Source organism: Sphingomonas phyllosphaerae, assembly GCF_029623345.1.
Lineage (GTDB): Bacteria > Pseudomonadota > Alphaproteobacteria > Sphingomonadales > Sphingomonadaceae > Sphingomonas > Sphingomonas phyllosphaerae_C.
Map to the genome: position 1 here is coordinate 1 of NZ_JAPYKH010000005.1, position 14,910 is coordinate 14,910.

Genomic DNA, 14,910 nt, shown 5'->3' on the forward strand with positions numbered 1-14,910 from the left:
CATATTCGGCGATGGAGCGAGACGCGGATCGACGCATCCGCGAGCGCCACAACCCGCCAAGTCCGGCACGGATCCTCCTCCGCCCCCCCGGCAGCCCCGGGGCGGCGCAAGCCGCCACGCTCGACCGCCGCATCTGGGCGGTCGAGGAGCGTGGGCCGCACGGTTTCGGCATGGAGGCGAACAAATCAGCGCATGGCCTCGCTCTCGGCGAGGCCATTCCTCATCTCTCTAACCGCGCAGTGCGGGGTTCATACCACCCGGCGGTATCGCGTTGCGGTCGATCGCGCGCCCGAGGCGGGCGAGTTCGCGACCCAAAGCGGTGTCGCCGGCACGGAACCGCGCCAGCTCCTCGGCAGACAGAGTCGCCAGCATCGCCGCGACCCGCTCCTCCTCCTCGCGACGGCGCGTGACGTCATCGTCGGGCGGCGGCGCGCGGCCGAGCAGCCGGCGCACCAGCTCGGCGGCCGAGCGCGGCAGCGTCAGCCGGTAGGCGTTGCTGATCTGGCGCACCTGAGGGCCGAACGGCTCAGCGTCCTCTCGCGGCGCGAAGCGGCGGATCCAGTCGAGGAAGCCGTGCGAGCGGAGCCGCTTCAAGGCCGCGTGCACCGCGCTCCGCGTCCGCCGCAGTCGTTCGGCGAGATAGTCGATCGAGGGGTCGAGCCGGCCGGTGCGAAAGTCGATGATGCGCATCATCTCGCGCAGCACTTCGATCGCGATATGTCCTAGCGGACCGTTGCGCTTGCCCGGCTCCTTGCCTTCGCGGTCGTAGCGCTCGGCCGCGCGCATCCGCGCGTTGCGCTCGCGCCGGTCGAAGGCGGACCAGAAGTCGCCCTCGCGCATGCCGATGCGGTAGCTCGATCGTCGTATCGGCTGACCTGTGCGGTGCTTCTTCGGCCCGACGGCGGAGACGATCTCATGGAGCGAGCGCGCCGTCATTGCCGCGCCTCCGACAGATCGAAATCATAGACGGTGAATAGGAGAGCTCGGCGCTTAAGGAGCGCGCAGGCCGGCATCCCTGGGTGCGACATCGTCGAAATCCCGGAGCTAGCGGTCGTAGGGCGCACGACGTCAGCGGCCGAGGCGACTCCGACCGTGGCAGGACGTGCGAGGCAGGGCGGCGACATCGGTCGCCATCTCGAATCGGGCTCAAGGAGGAACGGGGATGCGCGCTGACGAGCGCACATGCACAAAGCCGCCCGCCACGAGTGACGAACGGCTCAAGCTCTGAACGAGCGGTGTTGGCGATTACGATGGTAGCGGAGGAGGGACTTGAACCCCCGACACGCGGATTATGATTCCGCTGCTCTAACCAGCTGAGCTACTCCGCCCCAAGGGCATTCGCCGAAGCGAGGGCGCCTCTTAGCAGGGCGCGCGGTGCCGTCAAGCGACAACCGGCACGCCGTAAAGATCATGCTCGTCGGCGTCCTCGATCGCCACGCGGACGATGTCGCCGGGCGCGAGATGGCCGGCGTCGCGCAGCTGCACCTCGCCGTCGATCTCGGGCGCGTCCGCCTGCGAGCGCGCGGTGGCGCCGCCGCTCGCCGGGTCGACCGCGTCGACGATCACCTCGAGCGTGCGCCCGACCTTGGCGGCGAGCTTGGCCGCCGAGATCGCTGCGGTCTTCTCCATGATGCGGGCATAGCGCTCCTCCTTGACAGCCTCGGGCACCGGGTCAGGCAGGTCGTTCGCCGACGCGCCAGAGACCGGCTCGAAGCGGAAGGCGCCGACGCGATCGAGCTGCGCCTCGTCGAGCCAGTCGAGCAGATACTGGAAATCGGCCTCGGTCTCGCCGGGAAAGCCGACCACGAAGGTGGAGCGGATCGCGATGTCGGGGCAGATCTCGCGCCAGGCGCGGATCCGGCCGAGTACCTTGGCGTCGTTGGCGGGCCGCTTCATGCGCCGCAGCACCGCGGGCGCGGCGTGCTGGAAAGGAATGTCGAGATAGGGCAGCACCAAGCCCTCCGCCATGAGCGGGATCACCTGGTCGACGTGCGGGTAGGGATAGACATAGTGGAGTCGCACCCAGGGGGCGATCCGGCCGAGCTCGCGCGCCAGGTCGGTCATGTGCGGCCGCACCTCGCGATCCTTCCAGCGCCGCGGCTGATCGCGAATGTCGATCCCGTAGGCGGACGTGTCCTGGCTGATCACCAGCAGCTCGCGCGTCCCTGCCGCCACCAGCTTCTCGGCCTCGCGCAGGATCGCGTCGGGGCGACGGCTGACCAGATCGCCGCGCAACGACGGGATGATGCAGAAGGAACAGCGGTGATTGCAGCCCTCCGAGATCTTCAGATAGCTGTAATGGCGCGGGGTAAGCTTGAGCCCGGCATCGGGGATCAGATCGACATACGGGCTGATCGCCGCCGGCGCGGCGGCATGGACCGCCTCGACCACCTGCTCATATTCATGCGCGCCGGTGATGGCGAGAACGTCGGGGAAACGATCGCGGATCGCCTCCGCTTCCTTGCCCATGCAGCCGGTGACGATCACGCGCCCGTTCTCGGCGATTGCTTCACCGATCGCCTCGAGGCTTTCCTCCTTGGCCGAGTCGAGGAAGCCGCAGGTGTTGACGAGTACGACGTCGGCGCCGGCATAGTCCGGCGACATCTGATAGCCGTCCGCGCGCAGCTGGGTCAGGATCCGCTCCGAATCGACCAGATTCTTGGGACAGCCAAGCGAGACCATGCCGACACGCGGCGGGGAGGGGAGTACAGTTGCCATGAGACGCCGCGCACATAATGCGCGACGGCCGGATTTGCCAGCACCGCTGACGTAGCGATAGGAACGCGAAGTGAACGGGCGGGAGACAGACACGATGCTGGCGATCGGGCTGATGTCGGGCACCTCGCTCGACGGCATCGACGCGGCGCTGATCGAAACCGACGGCGAGCGCGCTGCGCGGCTGGTGGCGTTCCGCGGCGAGCCCTATTCGGACCCGGCGCGCGCGCAGCTCGCCGCCGCGACCCAGCTGGCGCTCGGCTTCCGGCGCCCGCGCGCCAGCCCGCCGATCGTCGCCGCGGCCAAGCTGATCACACGGACCCACACGCTGGCCGTGCAGAAACTGCTGCGCGACGCCGGAGTGACGGCGGTCGAGGTCGAGGTCATCGGCTTCCACGGCCAGACCGTCGCGCATCGCCCGGATCGCGGCTGGACCTGGCAGATCGGTGACGGCCAGACGCTCGCCGACGTCACCGGCATCACCACCGTCGGCGACTTCCGCTCCGCCGACGTCGCCGCGGGCGGGCAGGGCGCGCCGCTGCTGCCGGTCTATCACGCCGCGCGCGCCGCCGCGCTCGACGAACCGGTCGCGGTGCTCAACCTCGGCGGCGTCGCCAACATCACCCTGGTGGCGGATGGTGCCCCGCTCGCCGCCTTCGACACCGGCCCCGCCAACGGCCTGATCGACAGCTGGATGGAGCAGGAGGCCGGCGAGCGCTTCGACCGCGACGGTGCCACCGCCGCGGCCGGACGGGTCGATGAGAGCGTGTTGGGCGCCATGCTCGACCATCCTTTCTTCGACGCGCCCTATCCCAAGTCGCTTGATCGCAGCGACTTCACGATCCAGCCGGCACGTGGGCTGGGCTTGGCCGACGGCGCGGCGACGCTGACGGCCTTCACCGCAGCGAGCGTCGCGGTGGGATTGCGGCTGCTGCCGCGGGCGCCGCGGCGGCTGCTCGTGGGCGGCGGCGGACGGCTCAACCCGACGCTGATGCGGATGATCGCCGAGCAGACCGGATTGCCGGTCGAGCCGGTCGACGTGCTGGGATGGAACGGTGATTCGCTTGAGGCCGAGGGCTTCGCCTTCATGGCGGTAAGGACGCTCCGCGGGCTGCCGATCAGCTTTCCCGGCACAACCGGCGCACCACGTGCGCTGTGCGGCGGTACCGTCTTCCGGCCCCGTGCGCGCTGAGGCTCAGCGCGTGACGGTCACCGTGGCGGGGTGGTGCTTGTCGAGATAACGCTTGATCCGCCTCACGTTGCGCGTGTTCGAGCGATACAACAGGTCGGCCGCGTCGCCGATCAGCGGGATCGCGCCGAGCAAGGTGTCGAAGCCGATCCGCGCGGTCATGCCCATCAGGGCGGCGCGGCTCATGCCGAGATTCCGCGCTTCCCAGACGACCCACATGCCCATTGCCGCGGTGACCAGGTCGCCGATCACGGGGACCAGCCCGATGATGGCGTCGAGCCCGACCCGACGATTGATGCCGGGGATGACGAACAGCCCCTCGAGCAGCTGTTCCATCGCCTCGACTCGGCGGCGCACTGAGGCGGGATCACTGCCGGTCGGCAGCGAGTGGAGCAGCGACGCGGTCAGCGGCGTGGGACGGGCGTTCATGGGACTTAATTGGTGTCGACGCGCAGCCGGTTCAACGGGTGCCAGGCACGCGCGTTCGGCTGCCACTGGCGCAGCCGCAGCGCCACGAGCGACCAGCGGAACGGTTGCGCGAGCGGGATGAACGCGACGTCATCCGTGAGCAGGCGATCGGCGGTGGCGCTCGCGCGCGCGCGCGCGTCAAGCGTGTCGGCGAGACGTGCCGCCTCGATCGCCTCGCGTGCGTCGTCGGAGCAGGCGACGCAGGCCTCGCCGAGGTACCAGCGCGCGCTGTCATAAGGGGCGACCGCGTCGACGAGACGCAGGTCAGCGTCCGCCGCATCGGCGGCGACTCGGATCGGGCGCACGCCGATCGCGTAGAGGTCGCGCGCGAGCCGCGCCCACAGCAAGGTGCCGCCCGCGCCGACCGGCAGCGCGAGCCGAAGCCTCGGTGCCGCCCCGCTGGCGAGCCGCCACGCGCTCACGCGCGCGCGCGCCGCCGCCTGGCGCTGCTCGGTCAGCACGGTGCTCCATCCGGGGTTGGCGGGCGGCGCGGCGGAGTCGAGCTGCTCCGGCAGCACGGTCTCGCGCGTCGCCCAGTCGGTCGAAACGCTCGCCACCAGGTCGCCGCGGTCGAACGCCATGGCGATCGCGCCGCGGTTGGCGGCATCGGCGAGGAAGCCGTCGCGCCGCAGCACCGCCAACCCGAACAGTCCGGCGGCCGGATCGATCTTGACGTTGATCGGCGCGGGGTTGGCGGCGCGCAGGAGCGGCCATGCGGCGATCGTACCGCCGGAAACGAGGTCGGATTGGCGCTCGACGAAGCGCAGGATCGCGGTCGCCGCGCGCTCGCCGCGGAGCAGCACATTATCCTCGGGGGCGGGGCCCGGCTCCTCCGGATCGCGTTCGGGATCGAGCGCGGGGGTGAGCAGCAGCCCGCCCCCGCGCTCGGCACGCTGGCGGAACGGACCCGCGCCGCCCGGCGGGCGCGGACGATCGCGCACCAGCGCGAGTTCGGGCTGGGCGAACAATTTGAGCAGGTCGGGCCTGGGCCGCGCCAGCTCGACCTCGATCACCTCGGGGGTCATCTCGACGATCGACGACACCGCGGTGAGATAGGGGGCGAGCCGGTTGCCTGAGCGCGGGTTTATTTCGCGCCGCAGCAGTGCCACCACCTGCGCCGCACGCACCGGCGCCCCGTCGGGCCAGTGCGCGTCGCGCAGGCGAAAGATGTAGCTGCGCCCCTCGTCGGTGACGATCCAGCGCTCGGCCACGCCCGCCTCGACCTGCCCCGCGGCGTCCAGCCGGACAAGACCCTCGGCCAGCGAGTCGGTGAGTAATCGATCCGGTTCGGTGAGGCGCGCGCGGTCGCGTCCGGGCAGATGGGGCGCGCCGCCGATGACGCTGACCACCACCGGCCCGACATCGGCGCGCCGCCCGCAGCTGGCGGTGGTGAACAGCAGGGCGGCCGCGGTTGCTCGCCCGAAGATGGTGCGGACGGCGGGACTCGAACCCGCACGCCGATGGCAGAGGATTTTAAGTCCCCAGCGTCTACCGATTCCGCCACGTCCGCCCATCGTCGCCCACGAAGCGGTTGCGACCGACCGCGTCAACCCGGCGCGTCACTCACCGACGTTGAGGCGGACGCGCATCTCCTTGCCGGGCTTGAAGAAGGGTACGCGCTTGGCATCGACCTCGACGGTCTCGCCGGTGCGCGGGTTGCGGCCCACACGAGCATCCCGCGCGCGGGTGGAGAACGCACCGAAACCGCGCAGCTCGACTCGGCCGTTGCTGGCCAGGCGCGCGGTGATTTCGTCGAAGAACGTAGCCACGATCGCCTCCACGTCGCGCTGCGCCAGCTCCGGATTACCGGCGACCAACTGCTGCACCAACTCCGAGCGTATCATCCTGCGTCCACTTCCGGCGTATACCAATCGAGCCGGGTTGATACAGATAAGCCTTCCCACGCGATAGCACCGATCTGGTCGTTTTTCAGCATAATGGGTCAGTGTTGTACGGTTGAGCGCTAACATCGAATGAGAAAAGGGGACCGGCCTCGCGGCCGATCCCCCCACGTCACCTCGCGGTGCCGCATCCCGCTTACTTCTTGGTGTCGCGCGCCTTGAGCGCCTCGCCCAGAATGTCGCCCAGCGACGCGCCCGAGTCGGACGAGCCATACTGCGCCACCGCCTGCTTCTCCTCGGAGATCTGCATCGCCTTGATCGAGAAGGTAGGCTTTTTCGAACGATCGAAGCCGGTGACCATCGCGTCAAACTTCTGCCCGACCTGGAACCGCTCCGGACGCTGCTCGTCGCGATCGCGGCCAAGGTCGGTGCGCTTGATGAAGCCGGTCGCGCCGTCATCGCCCTGCTGCACTTCGAGACCCGCGTCGCGAACCTCGAGCACGGTGACGGTGACGACCTGGTTCTTGCCCAGGCGATCGCCCGCGCCCGCCGCGACAGGGCCGCCGCGCTCGAGCTGCTTCATGCCGAGCGAGATGCGCTCCTTTTCCGGATCGATGTCGAGCACCACCGCCTGCACGGTCTCGCCCTTGCGGTGCAGGTTGAGCGCGTCCTCACCCGATACGCCCCAGGCGATATCGGACATGTGGACCATGCCGTCGACGTCGTTGTCCAGGCCGATGAACAGGCCGAACTCGGTCGCGTTCTTGACCTCGCCCTCGACGGTCGAGCCGATCGGGTGCGCGGCGGCGAACGCCTCCCACGGGTTGTTCTGCGCCTGCTTCAGACCCAGCGAGATGCGACGCTTGTCCTCGTCGACCTCGAGCACCACCACGTCCACCTCCTGCGAGGTCGACACGATCTTGCCGGGATGGACGTTCTTCTTGGTCCACGACATCTCGGACACGTGGACGAGACCCTCGATGCCTGCCTCAAGCTCGACGAACGCACCATATTCGGTGATGTTCGTGACGCGGCCCGACAGCTTGGCGCCGACCGGATACTTGGCCGACGCGCCATCCCACGGATCGCTCTCGAGCTGCTTCATGCCCAGCGAGATGCGCTGCGTGTCCTTGTTGATGCGGATGATCTGCACCTTCACGGTGTCGCCGATGTTGATCATCTCGCTCGGGTGGCCGACGCGCTTGTAGCTCAGGTCGGTGACGTGCAGCAGCCCGTCGATCCCGCCCAGGTCGACGAAGGCGCCGTAGTCGGTGATGTTCTTCACCACGCCGTCGATGATCTGGCCCTCGTGGAGCGACTGGATCAGGCCCGAGCGCTGCTCGGCGCGAGTCTCTTCCAGCACGGCGCGGCGCGACACCACGATGTTGCCGCGCTTGCGGTCCATCTTGAGGATCTGGAACGGCTGCGGGATGTCCATCAGCGGCGTCACGTCACGCACCGGGCGGATGTCGACCTGCGAGCCGGGGAGGAATGCCACCGCGCCATTGAGGTCGACGGTGAAGCCGCCCTTGACGCGACCGAAGATCACGCCCTCGACGCGCGCGGTCTTGCTGAACTCGAGCTCGAGCTTGTCCCAGGCGGCCTCGCGGCGCGCACGGTCGCGGCTGAGCATCGCTTCGCCGTGCATGTTCTCGACGCGATCGACATACACCTCGACCTCGTCGCCGACCTTGAGCTCGGCCTTCTGTCCGGGTGCCGGCGCGAACTCGCGGAGCGGCACGCGGCCCTCGCTCTTCAGACCGACGTCGATCACCGCCAGGTCGTTCTCGATGCCGGTCACGGTGCCGAGCACCACGCGGCCCTCGAAGCTGTCGGCACCGCCGAACATGTCATCGAGCAGCGCCGCGAATTCGTCGCGCGAGGGAGTTGCCGTAGAGGCCATAAAATCGTTCGTCCTAGTCGTGTTTCCGGCCAAGCGGTTGGGTCCGCTGGTCTTGGCCATCACTGTCGCGCCGACCCCATGTCGCGCGCGACATCCATGTCGGCACGAGGTGCGAGGAGACGCCGCCCATAAGCGAAAAGGCGCGAGAGGACCTGCCTGTCGCGCCATGCCTCCGCGAGCCCCAGCCCACCGGACGTCTGTTATATAGCGGATGATGCAGGAGGCGACAAGCGTATGGCGCATCGGCGGCAGAGGTGCCGCCAAGGCACTGTCAGACAGGCGCCTGGGCTGCCGCCAACGCTTCGCCGACGTCAGAACATCATGCTCACGCCGGCGGCACGGCCATCGCGGCGGCGCGCGCAAGTCGCGCCTCCACCAGCACGATCGCCTTGGCCACCGCTGCCTCGATCGACAGGAAACTGGTGTCGAGCTGCGCCGCGTCGATCGCGGGCACCAACGGTGCGGTGGCGCGCGAGCTGTCGCGATCGTCGCGCGCACGAATGTCGGCCAGCACCTGGTCGTAGCTGGTGTCGTCGCCGCGCGCGCGCAGCTCGGCATGGCGGCGCTGCGCGCGGATCGTCGGCGTCGCGCGAATGAACAGCTTGGCATCGGCGTCGGGGGCGATCACCGTGCCGATGTCGCGCCCGTCGAGCACCGCGCCGCCGGGCTGGTGCGCGAACCTTTTCTGCCGCTGGAGCAGCGCCGCGCGCACCAAGGGATGCGCCGAGACGATCGACGCGATCTGCCCGGTCGCGTCGTCGCGCAGCGCGGAGTCGGCGAGCAGATCCTCGTCGAAGCCGCAGGCGGCGACCGCATCGGCCTCGATCGACGGATCGAGCTCGAGCCGCATCACGGTGATCGCCACCGCCCGGTACAACAAGCCGGTGTCGAGGTGGGGAACATGGTAGTGACGGGCCAGCGCGCGCGCGATCGTGCCTTTGCCCGAGGCCGCAGGCCCGTCCACCGCGATGATCACGCCGACTCTCCGGAAAGCTCTGCAAGCTGCTGATAGAAGGCGGGATAGCTCGTAGCGACCGGGCTCGCGTCGTCGAGCGTGATCGCGTCGCGCGCGTGCAGGCCGGCGACCGTCATGCTCATCGCGATGCGGTGATCGAGTTGGGTCGCCACGGTGGCGCCACCCGCGATCTTCTCGCCGCCATTGCCGTGCACGGTGAGCCCGTCCTCATGCTCGACGGTGGTGACCCCATTCGCCTCAAGCCCGGCGCGCATCGCGGCGATCCGGTCGCTTTCCTTGACGCGCAGCTCCCCGGCACCGCGCGCGACGGTAGCGCCGGAGGCGAAGGCGGCGGCGACGAACAGTACCGGATATTCGTCGATCATCGACGGCGCGAGATCGGGCGGCACCTCGATCCCGCTCAGCGCGGCGTGGCGCACGTGCAGGTCGGCGACGGGCTCGCCGCCCACGGTGCGCGGCTCCAGCTCGGTGATGTCGGCGCCCATCATCCGGAGCGCGGTGACAAGCCCGGCGCGGGTCGGGTTGAGGCCGACATTCTCGATCACCACGTCGCTGCCGGGCACCACCGAGGCAGCGACCATCCAGAAGGCCGCGGACGAGGGATCGCCCGGCACCGTGATCGACTGCGGCCGCAGCTCGGCCTCGCCCTCGAGCGCGATCACGCGGCCGCGCGGCCCCTGCTCGACCGTCAGCCGCGCGCCGAAGCCCGCGAGCATGCGCTCGCTGTGGTCGCGCGTCGGCACTGGTTCAATCACGCGCGTGATACCCGGCGTGTTGAGCGCGGCGAGCAGCACCGCCGACTTCACCTGCGCCGAGGCGACCGGCAGCTCATAGTCGATCGGCACCGCGGGGACGAGGCCGCGCACCGTCAGCGGCAGCCGCCCGCCCGGCGCCGCGGTGATGTCCGCGCCCATCTGCGCGAGCGGCGTGATCACGCGCCCCATCGGGCGCGCCGACAGCGAGGCGTCGCCCACGAAGGTGGCGCTGATCGCGTGGCTCGCCACCAACCCCATCAGCAGTCGCGTCGAGGTGCCCGAGTTGCCCATGTCCAGCGCCTGCACGGGCTGGAGCAGCCCGCCGACGCCGGCGCCCTGGACGCGCCACACTGCGTCTTCGCCGCGCGCAATCGTCGCGCCCATGGCGCGCATCGCGGCGGCGGTGGCGAGCACGTCCTCGCCCTCAAGCAGCCCTTCTATCCGGCTCTCGCCGACGGCCAGTGCCGAGAGCATCAGCGAGCGGTGGCTGATCGACTTGTCGCCGGGCACTCGAATGCGGCCGGAAAGCCGGGCGGGCACGCGGATCACTCGCGCGGAGGGAGGGGTGTGAGGGGAATGCGCCATTGTGCGCGGTGCTTGCCAGCCGGCTTGTGCTATGGCAAGGCGCGCCCCACTTCGACGGCCATCCATCGTCGATCCACCCATCCGAAAGGCTTTGCACGGCATGATCAAGCCGGAATGGGGCACGAAGCGTACGTGCCCGAAATGCGCGACGCGTTTCTACGACCTCGAGAAAGACGACCCCGTCACCTGCATCAACTGCGGGCACGCGTGGGAGCCCGAGCCGATCCTCAAGTCCAAGCAGCCGATGCCGTTCGAGCAGGCCAAGCCGGACAAGCAGGAGCCCGATCGCGATCTCGCCGGTGACGACGAGGATCTGGAGACGAACGAGGACGAGGAGCCCTCGCCCGACGACGAGGTCGATCTCGGCGGTGACGACGATCTCGGCGTCGAGACCAGCAGCGACGAGGACGAGAACAACTAAGTTCGAAAAAATGCGAGGCAGGCGGCCCAGGCCGCTTGCCAAGCCAGCAGACCCCGGCTAGGGGGCTGCCTCCCGGGACGGAATGGGGCCGTAGCTCAGCTGGGAGAGCGTCGCAATGGCATTGCGAAGGTCAGGGGTTCGATCCCCCTCGGCTCCACCATTCCCTCGTCCCGCCGCCCGCGCGACTGTCGCGGAGCCTCAAAGCCAGTTCTGATCCTCGCGCCGCCGCGATCCTGCTTGGCTACCAACCTGGCCTACTAGCCGGCTGGTACTTCAAGCTCATTTTCTCGTCTCCACGCGCAGCCTAGGTCGGGGATCCGGCCTGATCGGCCGTTTGAGGGATGAGGCGAGCATGGCGGCCAAGAAGATCGACCGGGCATATCTCCTGCGCCGCTCCGAGGAGCATCTGATCCGCGCCGCCCGCGCGAGCGACGATTCCGCGCGCCTGCTGCACCAGCGCTTCGCCGATCTGTACCGCGCGCGTGCCAATGGGGAGCGCCTGGTACAACAGGACTAGTCCTCAAGCGCAAAGCTACCAGGAACCCCCTAATCTGCGATAGGTTTAGCTCCCGAACCGGATGCATGTAGCGTCCGGACCGGAGGGTTGATCGTGCGCTACCTCGTCGGCCGGATCAGTGCTGCTTCGTCGCCGCTCGGCGCCGTGGCGGCGGTGCGTTCGTCGTCATCTGGTTCGCGTTTCCGCTCGGCCCAGCCGCGGCAGCGTCACGACGCGGCAGCCGCGAACCGGCCCGCTTTGCCGGTCCTGAGCCGCTACGCTGCACCGGGCGCGGTGCGGGCGGGGTCGATGAGGCCGGGAGGGCGTGCGGCCGATCGAGCGCGTCACTCGCGGCGCGCGGCGCCGAGCCGTCCGGGCGACTGACAGGAGGACCAAGATGAACAAGCATGAGCTTCACGGTGGTGCCCGCTATCTCGGCGGCAAGGTGGAGAAAGCGATCGGCGATGCGGTGGACAGCCGCGACTGGCAGGTCAGCGGCGTCAAGGATCAGGTCGCCGGCGGTGCTGAGAACGTGTTCGGCCGCGCCCAGTCGGTCGCCGAGAACGTCGCCGACGCCACCCCTGGGCTGATCGAGGAAGCCCGCGAGAAGGTCGGCGACGCCGCCACACGAGCGGCCGATGCCGCAACGCGTGGTGCGCACGAGGCGCGCGACGCGGTGCGGAACGGCGACGAGCGCTTGCTGTGGGCGGCGGTCGCCGCGATTGGCGGCTTCGCGCTCGGCTGGCTCGCCAGCGGCCGGCGCGGCTGACGCGGGAGCGCGCGTGTCACCGTCGCTGAAATCGCTGCGCGAGACCGCCGATCTGCGCCACCTGCGCCAGATCATCGCCGGTCTCGACGAGGGCGTGATCCTGATCGATCCCGACGAGACCCTGCTGTGGGCCAATGCCGCGGCGCTGGCGATGCATGGGGTCGAGCGGATCGAGGAACTCGGCAGCACGGTCGACGCGTATCGCGCGCGCTTTCAGCTAAGATACCGTAACAACCATCGGCTCGAGGCGGACGATTACCCGATCGAGCGGGTAGCGGCGGGCGACTCCTTCTCCGAGGTGGTGGTCGAGGTCACCGTCGCGGGCGATGAGGAGCCGCGCTGGGTGCATCAGGTGCGCAGCCTCGTGCTCAACGACGGCGACGAGGATGCACCATCGTGCGTGGTGCTGGTGATCCAGGACGTCACCGCGCGCTACGAGGCGGAGGACCGCTTCGAACAGTCCTTCAACGCCAACCCCGCGCCGGCGGTGATCTGTCGCCTCGCCGACCTTCGCTTCGTTAAGGTCAACCAGGGCTTCCTCGAGATGACCGGGCATGCGCGCGACCAAGTGCTGTGCAAGACCGTCTACGACATCGACGTGTTGCGTGGCGCCGACCGACGCGAGCTCGCCAAGGAGCGGCTCGCCGAGGGGCGCACGATCCCGCAGATGGAGGCCGAGCTCGAGCTGCCGGGCGGCGGCACCAAGCTGGTGATCGTCGCCGGCCAGCCGATCGACATGGGCGATCAGCCCTGCATGCTGTTCACCTTCGCCGATCTCGAACCGCGGCGAAAGGCGGAGTCGCAGCTGCGCCACAGCGAGGAGCGCTTCACCCGGACCTTCCAGATGGCGCCGGTGCCGATGGCGATCGGCGCGCGCGACGGACATCTGCTGTGTGAGGTCAACGCCAGCTTCACCGCACTGACCGGCTATGCCGCGACCGAGATCATCGGCCGTTCGCTCGCCGACGCCGGCCTGTGGTCGAGCGATGCGGTGCGCGTCGACATCGAGGCCGCGATCGAGAACGGATGCGACCTGCGCGCGCACGAGGCGCGAATCGCCGCCAAGGACGGCGGCGCGATCGACTGCCTCGTCTCCACCGAGGCGATTACGCTCGGCGACGATGCCTGCCTGCTCTGGGCCTTCCAGGACATCACGCGGCGCAAGGCGACCGAGCTCGAGCTGGTCGAGGCGATCGAGGCGGTGATGAAGGATACGAGCTGGTTCAGCCGCTCGATCATGGACAAACTCGCGCGGCTGCGCGCGCCTCAGCCCGACGCGGGCGGGCCGGGGATCGACGATCTCACCGCGCGCGAGCGCGAGGTGCTGGCGCTGATCTGCCGCGGGCTCGACGACAAGTCGATCGCGCGCGCGCTGGGCGTCTCGGGCAACACCGTGCGCAACCATGTCGCGCGGATCTACGCCAAGATCGGCGTCAACCGCCGCACCGCCGCCGCCGCCTGGGCGCGCGCGCGCGGGTTCGAGAGCGAGGCGGTCGCGGTCGGTGTGCGGGAGGTGCCAGCATGACGAAGGATCCCGAGCGGCGTGAGGCGGCGGATCGTCGCCGCGCCAAGGGAGCGGCGCGCGCGGCGATCGGCAAGCTGATCGGCGACGATGCCGCGGTGCGCGAGGGGCGCGCGCAGCAGGAGGAGGTGGGGCGCACGCCCCGCCCCGACCGCAAACAGGAAGAACAGGAGTGACTATGGCGACGAATGTGACGGGCGGCTACGCGCCGCTGGATGAGGTGGCGTTCGCGCGCGCGGGCAAGCGCGTGTCGTGGGGCGCGATCTTCGCGGGCGTGGTACTGGCGGTGGCGGTACAGCTGCTGCTCGGCATCCTCGGCACCGGCATCGGTCTATCGATGGTAGACCCGGTCGAGGGCACGACGCCTGGCGCGACCGGCTTCGGCATCGGCGCCGGGCTGTATTGGCTGATCACCACCGTCGCCGCCCTCGGCGCCGGCGGCTACGCTGCGGCGCGGCTGTCGGGCGTGACCGAGCGGTTCGACGCGCTGGTCCACGGGCTGGTCGTCTGGGGGGTGACGCTGATCCTCACTTTGTATCTCCTCACCTCGGCGGTGGGCGGCATCATCGGCGGCGCGTTCCGCACCGTCGGCGCGGTCGCCGGCGCGGCGGGCACGACGGTCGGCGCAGCGGCACCGAAGGTCGCGCAAATCGCGGGCGTCGATCAGAATGACGTGCGCGACGAGGCATCGGCCTATCTTTCCGACGCACCCAGCGACCCGGCGCAGATGACGCCGGAGCAAGCGCAGAAGGAGATCGCCAAGCAGCTGCCGGGGCTGACGCGCGGCGGCACCGACGGCGCTCGCGCCGAGAGCCGCATCGTCGACATCGTCGCGGCGCAGCGCAAGATCAGCCGCGCCGAGGCGCAGGCGCAGGTGACTCGCGCCAAGCAGGATTTCGTGAAGGCGAAGAACGACGCCGTGCAGACTGCCAAGTCTGCCACCGACGCCGCCGCCGGTGCTGCCGCCAGCACCTCGTTCATCCTCGTGCTCGCGCTGCTCGCCGGCGCCGGTGCGGCCGCGTTCGGCGCGATGTCGGCGACTCGCCGCCGTCTGCGCTGATGACCGGCGGCGGGCAAGCGTACCACGCCCGCCGCCACCTTTCTCTGCAAGGAGCCTGACATGACCAAGAAGATTGGCCTGGGCATCGGCCTTGGTGCACTGCTCGCGCTCACCGCCTGTAACACCGTCCACGGGGCGGGCAAGGACCTCGAATCGGCCGGTGCCGCCGTGTCCGACGCGTCGGGTACCAGCAAGAAGAAGTAATTGCCG

At 69.5% G+C, this 14,910-nt stretch carries 16 protein-coding genes and 3 tRNA genes; 9 read left to right on the plus strand and 10 right to left on the minus strand.

Annotation, left to right across the window (positions count from 1 at the left end; translation table 11 throughout):
* Positions 1-228 precede the first annotated feature (228 nt).
* The 3 genes from QBJ89_RS06350 to rimO form a co-directional block, all read right to left on the minus strand.
* A complete protein-coding gene (locus tag QBJ89_RS06350; protein ID WP_277979694.1) occupies positions 229-936 on the minus strand; it encodes a replication protein A in 708 nt (235 codons plus the stop codon).
* Between the two features lie 315 nt (positions 937-1,251).
* Positions 1,252-1,328: transfer RNA gene (locus tag QBJ89_RS06355), tRNA-Met, on the minus strand.
* A gap of 52 nt (positions 1,329-1,380) precedes the next feature.
* Positions 1,381-2,718, minus strand: coding sequence for a 30S ribosomal protein S12 methylthiotransferase RimO (gene rimO / locus QBJ89_RS06360; protein WP_277979695.1), 1,338 nt, complete (start codon positions 2,716-2,718; stop codon positions 1,381-1,383).
* Between the two features lie 94 nt (positions 2,719-2,812).
* Here rimO and QBJ89_RS06365 point away from each other — a divergent pair, with 94 nt between their 5' ends.
* Positions 2,813-3,907, plus strand: a complete 1,095-nt coding sequence (locus tag QBJ89_RS06365; protein ID WP_277979900.1) for an anhydro-N-acetylmuramic acid kinase — start codon at positions 2,813-2,815, stop codon at positions 3,905-3,907.
* A gap of 3 nt (positions 3,908-3,910) precedes the next feature.
* On the opposite strand, the gene QBJ89_RS06370 is transcribed toward QBJ89_RS06365, so the two are convergent.
* From QBJ89_RS06370 to aroA, 7 genes are all read right to left on the minus strand, one after another.
* Positions 3,911-4,333 carry a DUF4112 domain-containing protein gene (locus tag QBJ89_RS06370; protein ID WP_277979696.1) on the minus strand — a complete coding sequence of 141 codons (423 nt, stop codon included), beginning with the start codon at positions 4,331-4,333 and terminating at the stop codon, positions 3,911-3,913.
* Between the two features lie 5 nt (positions 4,334-4,338).
* A complete protein-coding gene (locus QBJ89_RS06375) occupies positions 4,339-5,724 on the minus strand; it encodes an ABC transporter substrate-binding protein (protein ID WP_277979697.1) in 1,386 nt (461 codons plus the stop codon).
* 74 nt (positions 5,725-5,798) lie between these two features.
* Positions 5,799-5,882, minus strand: a tRNA-Leu gene (locus QBJ89_RS06380).
* Positions 5,883-5,931: 49 nt separating this feature from the next.
* Positions 5,932-6,216, minus strand: coding sequence for an integration host factor subunit beta (ihfB, locus tag QBJ89_RS06385; RefSeq protein ID WP_277979698.1), 285 nt, complete (start codon positions 6,214-6,216; stop codon positions 5,932-5,934).
* 193 nt (positions 6,217-6,409) lie between these two features.
* On the minus strand, positions 6,410-8,116 hold the full coding sequence (gene rpsA / locus QBJ89_RS06390; RefSeq protein WP_277979699.1) for a 30S ribosomal protein S1: 1,707 nt from the start codon (positions 8,114-8,116) through the stop codon (positions 6,410-6,412).
* 325 nt (positions 8,117-8,441) lie between these two features.
* A complete protein-coding gene (cmk, locus tag QBJ89_RS06395; RefSeq protein ID WP_277979700.1) occupies positions 8,442-9,092 on the minus strand; it encodes a (d)CMP kinase in 651 nt (216 codons plus the stop codon).
* Positions 9,089-10,432 carry a 3-phosphoshikimate 1-carboxyvinyltransferase gene (gene aroA, locus QBJ89_RS06400; RefSeq protein ID WP_277979701.1) on the minus strand — a complete coding sequence of 448 codons (1,344 nt, stop codon included), beginning with the start codon at positions 10,430-10,432 and terminating at the stop codon, positions 9,089-9,091. Before aroA ends, cmk begins: the two co-directional genes overlap by 4 nt.
* A 100-nt stretch (positions 10,433-10,532) precedes the next feature.
* Here aroA and QBJ89_RS06405 point away from each other — a divergent pair, with 100 nt between their 5' ends.
* From QBJ89_RS06405 to QBJ89_RS06440, 8 genes are all read left to right on the plus strand, one after another.
* A complete protein-coding gene (locus QBJ89_RS06405; protein ID WP_223010578.1) occupies positions 10,533-10,853 on the plus strand; it encodes a TIGR02300 family protein in 321 nt (106 codons plus the stop codon).
* 84 nt (positions 10,854-10,937) lie between these two features.
* Positions 10,938-11,013: transfer RNA gene (locus QBJ89_RS06410), tRNA-Ala, on the plus strand.
* Between the two features lie 192 nt (positions 11,014-11,205).
* Complete coding sequence (locus tag QBJ89_RS06415) at positions 11,206-11,370, plus strand: hypothetical protein (protein ID WP_277979702.1); 165 nt, start codon at positions 11,206-11,208, stop codon at positions 11,368-11,370.
* Positions 11,371-11,746: 376 nt separating this feature from the next.
* A complete protein-coding gene (locus QBJ89_RS06420) occupies positions 11,747-12,118 on the plus strand; it encodes a CsbD family protein (protein ID WP_277979703.1) in 372 nt (123 codons plus the stop codon).
* A gap of 13 nt (positions 12,119-12,131) precedes the next feature.
* The gene (locus QBJ89_RS06425) at positions 12,132-13,643 is read left to right on the plus strand and encodes a PAS domain S-box protein (protein ID WP_277979704.1); all 1,512 of its coding nucleotides are present in this window, start codon (positions 12,132-12,134) and stop codon (positions 13,641-13,643) included.
* Positions 13,640-13,816: a hypothetical protein gene (locus QBJ89_RS06430; RefSeq protein WP_277979705.1), complete on the plus strand. Its 177-nt coding sequence runs from the start codon at positions 13,640-13,642 to the stop codon at positions 13,814-13,816. Before QBJ89_RS06425 ends, QBJ89_RS06430 begins: the two co-directional genes overlap by 4 nt.
* A 2-nt stretch (positions 13,817-13,818) precedes the next feature.
* Entirely contained in the window at positions 13,819-14,700 is an 882-nt protein-coding gene (locus QBJ89_RS06435) for a hypothetical protein (RefSeq protein WP_277979706.1), read from the plus strand.
* Between the two features lie 60 nt (positions 14,701-14,760).
* Positions 14,761-14,904, plus strand: a complete 144-nt coding sequence (locus QBJ89_RS06440; protein ID WP_277979707.1) for an entericidin A/B family lipoprotein — start codon at positions 14,761-14,763, stop codon at positions 14,902-14,904.
* Positions 14,905-14,910: the final 6 nt, after the last annotated feature.